Here is a 4,659-nt window from a genome sequence, read left to right as displayed (position 1 = left end):
CATTCCCGTTACTCCTGTTCCGCCCGTCGCATCTTGATCTCCTACCTGCGAACACACCGGTGCCCTCGGCGATCAATATGCCGGATCGGCATGGCGCACAAAAAGCTGAAGCCTTTCTTCTCCACGAAAATAGTTGATTTTCGGTGAATAGATCCACTGATACCGCTTCCCTTCGCTTACGGGAGGCACCCCGGCTTCTTCTATGGAGACCGCGTTAAACCAGATCCCTCGAAACAATCCATTGCTCCCCTGGAGGGTCACCTGAAAATGCGTTTGATCGCCTACCGCCTTCAGCTCATACAGTTTCGCTTCCATTGTAAACAGCGCACCTTCAAAGCCACGCCCAAACGGCGCAATGGCTCGCAGTTCCTCGACAGTTTCCAGCGATGGCCGGTGAAGCTCGCCATCCACCCAGATTACCGGGTCCATCCGCACCCCAACCGCTTCGGCTTGAGTCTGGCACGCGGTATCCCATAACTGCTGGAACCGGGACAAATCCTTTCGGTAAAGCGTCAGCCCGCCCGCTCCCTGGTGCCCCCCATGTTTGAGCAACATGCCCGGCACCGCGGTGGCAACCGCATCCATTACCCTTTTGATATGGATGCCCGGAATCCCCCGCGCGGACCCTGTAATGCGGTCCGGATCGCCATATACCGGGGAGAGACAGACCGTGGGGCGCCCGAACGCCTCCACGACACGCGATGCAACGATCCCATGCACGCCCGGGTGCCCTTCGGACAACCAGATCGCCAAACCGGCCGCCCCTTCCGCATAACGCTCACTGGCCTGCTCCAGCGCCGTTACCTTCAGGTCCCGCTCGATCGCTTTGCGGTTCTCGTTCTCTTCCTCGATGGCGTCCCACCATTTCGTGGCGGTCCGGTCGTTCCCCGAAAGCAGAAAACGCACACCGGCCATCGCTTCATCCAGACGACCGCGGGCATTGATCCGAGGGCCGATATCGAAGGCGAGGCTCTGTTCATCGAGATCGCGTTGCCCCTGCGCCAGCCGTTCTCGCGCGACCGCCCAGCACGGACGGGGCTCCGCTTCGTTCATTCGCCGGAGACCGGCGCGCACCACGGCCCGGTTGTTCACGCTCTCGCCCAGACTCACGCAATCCGCGACAGTCCCCAGTGCCACGAAATCCAGCAGCCGGTCGCGAGCCTGACGCGTCTGCTTCATCGACTCTTCATCGAGATCCAGCATCCGCCCCGCCTGCGCGATCAGCAGCCAGGCCACCATGCACCCGGCAATGGCCGGATCTCCGTATCGGCTGTCTTCGCGGGTGGGCGTAATGCAGGCCACCGCGGACGCCGGGATCCCGTCCTCCGGGATCGCGTGGTGATCCGTCACGATGGTCTCGATGCCCTGTTCCGCCAGCCGCCGGATGCGTGGTTCGTCCGCGCTCCCGTGATCCGCTGTCACCACGAGGCTCGGGCTCGTGTCTTCCAGCATCCGGTCCACGAGGGCATCGGACAGCCCATAGCCTTCTTTCAGGCGATGACCGATGAACGGCACCAGGCACGCCGGATCCCCGCCCAGCACATCGACGATTCCGCGATAGAGGACCGCCATGCTGGTGACCCCATCCACATCGTGGTCGCACACCAGGGCAATGGTTTCCCCTGCGCGAACGGCTTCCACGAGGCGGCGCGCGCCCGTCTCGATGTCGGGCAACCCCGTCGGGTCGGACAGATGCCGCAGCGTTGGCGAAACGATCGGCTCCAGACTCTGGTGCTCGGGGACCGCCAGCCGTCCAGCGAGCACTCGCGCCTGGATTTTAGTCAGCCCCATTTCGTCGCGTGCCTTGCGCTCGGTGGTCGCATCCACCCGGCGTTGTCGCACCCGGGGCTCCGGTCGATCGCTGATCCACCCTTTTTTCACGGCCTCGCTCACGGTTTCGGCTCCTCCGGTACGCACCGATCACGGTTCGTCGTGTAGCCTTCGCCATCCCAGAAAAAGATCACCGCTGGGGCCGCGACGTCTTCTGTCAGCGGTTCCGGGCGATACTGCATGCATCCGCTTTCGTCCCGGCCAATCGGGACATAGCGGAAGGTGGAGTCCGATTCGCCAGCCTTCGATTCGTGGGTTCCGACCCCGGCCTGACCGCCGCCGGCACAGGCGGAAAGCATGGTGGCCCCCGCGAGGGCCACCATGAGGGTCATGGCATATCGAGCCGCCATCAGAACCGCACCGCGTAGGTCACGGCACCGGCCCATTCACCCGAGGCGTTCGGGTCATGGTTCGGCTGGTCCATGTACAGCAGATTGGCGTTGAACCGGCTGTCACGGTCGGGCATGAAGCTGTAGCTCAGCTCGATGTCCATCTGCCGACCTTCGGTGCCAATGCTGGCGGTGCGGTCCTCGCGAACTACCTCACCGTCCACGGTTCGGCCGACCGGTACGCTCGCCTGGATTTCCCCGCCGGTGACCCGCATCGGCTGGTTCGCCATGAACGCGACCTGATGGTCATCGCCGTCCCACGCCACGCCCAGAGTGGCCTGTTCGGTGCGCAGGTTGTCGATGGAGCGGATCATGCCGGCACCGCCGTCCATACGGCCCTGGCCGTACTCGTACTGACCCGTCACGCTCAGTCGATCCGACACGGCATATTCCGCCCCGAGACTGGTGACATGCAGCTCGTGCTCGTCACCCAGGTTCAGCGCACCATAGCCACGAGAGCCCAGCATGCCGTTGTCCTCACGCAGCATGCCCTGACCCAGCGACAGCCGCAGCTCGTCCGTGGCCTGCATGTGCAGGGCGATGTCCTGGCGGTTCACGCCGTAATCCGACAGACCCACGGTGTCCTCACTCAGCACCCGCTCGGCCGGATCTTCATCCGAACGCCCGGACCAGTATTCCGCGCTGACGCTGAACGTATCGGTCAGGCCCACCTCGGCGGCGACACCGGCCACGTCGTCCAGACTGTGCGTGAACTGCGGCGTGGTGCTGGACAGCATGGCGGTATCCGCCCCCTCCAGCACGGTCTCCATCGGGTTTTCTTCTCCACCCTGGAAGCCGAACGCGGACACGCGGGTACCGCCGAAGTCCATGTCGAAACGACCGGTGAGCAATTCACCCGAGTCGGTATGCCGTGCATCCATCCGAATACCTTCGGCAATTTCCACCATTTCACCACCACCGACCCCTGCGTTCGAAAGATGCGATTGCATCCGCTGACGCATCACATCGGCCTGCAGTGAATTGCCGCGGTGGGCACCGCTCAGATCAACCGCATAATCCCGACCCAGTTCATCAAAGCCGACTGCGCCCTCGAAAAGTTCACTGTCGGCCGGGAGCCCATTCCCGAAGGCGTGCGACCAGGACGCATACGTGTCGGTCACGCTTTGGGCCTGAGCTGTGCCTTCATCAGCGTCATCACTCGCGCCATCGCTTTCGACCGCTCCCGCCGCGACAATCTTGACTTCCCCTTCCGGCGCCATTGCCGCCTCCAGGTCAGCAATTCCTTGCCCCAGCTCCTCATTGCACTTGGTTTCGGACTCGTAGCCCGTGCTTCCCTCGGAGCAATCCGCCGTGTCCAGCAGCCGCTGGGCCGCCAGAAGGGGCGTCGCGTGATCATCCCCCTCTTCTTCCACGCCGAGATGGGGCCATACCGAGATCAAGGTCGCGATCTTCCCCGAGATGACCGGTGCCGCAGCGGACGTGCCGGAGAACCGCGTGGTTCCTTCGTCCCCTCTTCCGCTGGCGACTTCTCCACCATGGAAATCCGCGACGATCCATCGATCCTGGGTCCTTTCATCATCCCCGGGATAATTACTTTGCGGGTGCCGCTGGCCGTCATGCCTGACGCCACCCACCAGCACAATGTGGCTCAGGAGCTCTTCATCCTCCAGATCCCCGATCTTTCTCTGGATGCCTTCATTTCCTCCCGATTCCACCACAACTACATCATTTTCGATGACGTCATCGGCCACGTGCCTCGAGAGCACCCCTTCGGTCGGTCCTACCGGATTCCCATCCTCATCCGTATCCGCCATGGGGTAGAAACTCACATTGATCACATCCGAGCCTGCCTCTGCCCCGACTTTGATGCCACCTTGCGTGCCCCGTCCCAGCTCGCCTTCTTCGTCATAACGATCCACGAGGTGAAGGGTCGCATCCCCCGAGACACCGTATTTACGACCGGCAATCAGGGATGCCACCGGCGTTCCATGGTCGTACGCATCTCCGTCGCGGCCGAAATCCCAGCTGTCTACGTCATCGTCATCCTGAACGATATGATCCGGATTGCCGTCGCCTTCCTCTACCAGCTGCCCTTCGAAATCCTTATGGGACTTCCGGATGTAGTCGTCCACTACGGTCACCTGAACATCGGCGACATCCTCTTCATCCAGGTCGTCGTATTCTTCGTCGACATCGCCAAAGTCCCGGCTGGCTACGAAGCCCTGCGGCTCGGCCGGCCATTGCTCGCCAACCTCGTCACCTTGGTCATCGTTTCCACCGCCCCCGTTACTGCTGCTCCCCCCGCTACTGGCGCAGCCGGACAGTGCCAGGATTGCGGCCGACACGGCGACGGCCATCAGCGTCGGCTGGGTTCGATTCATCTCTTTTTCCATCGTTCTCTCCTTCGTTATTTCATACAACGATTCCATCGTGCCAAATTCGATCGTCGACGCAATTTTTTCGGAGCGATTTCCAAAAA

Annotated in this window: 3 protein-coding genes; all 3 read right to left on the bottom strand. The window is 62.2% G+C overall.

The features are described from left to right. Positions 1–72 precede the first annotated feature (72 nt). Positions 73–1,893, bottom strand: coding sequence for a DHH family phosphoesterase (locus tag F573_RS0113505; RefSeq protein WP_019023031.1), 1,821 nt, complete (start codon positions 1,891–1,893; stop codon positions 73–75). Next, positions 1,890–2,162, bottom strand: coding sequence for a hypothetical protein (locus tag F573_RS0113500; RefSeq protein WP_019023030.1), 273 nt, complete (start codon positions 2,160–2,162; stop codon positions 1,890–1,892). The genes F573_RS0113505 and F573_RS0113500 overlap by 4 nt, the downstream gene beginning before the upstream one ends. A gap of 17 nt (positions 2,163–2,179) precedes the next feature. After that, positions 2,180–4,659, bottom strand: a 2,480-nt coding sequence (locus F573_RS14965; RefSeq protein ID WP_155986683.1) for a S8 family serine peptidase, incomplete at its 5' end; no start/stop codon positions are given.

The organism is Thioalkalivibrio sp. ALE23, from assembly GCF_000378545.1.
Taxonomy (GTDB): domain Bacteria; phylum Pseudomonadota; class Gammaproteobacteria; order Ectothiorhodospirales; family Ectothiorhodospiraceae; genus Thioalkalivibrio.
This window is presented reverse-complemented; position numbering and strand designations above follow the sequence as displayed.

Bases quoted from the DNA above. Each gene is read 5' to 3' on its own strand.
- F573_RS0113500 (WP_019023030.1), bottom strand. From the start codon at position 2,162: ATGACCCTCATGGTGGCCCTCGCGGGGGCCACCATGCTTTCCGCCTGT.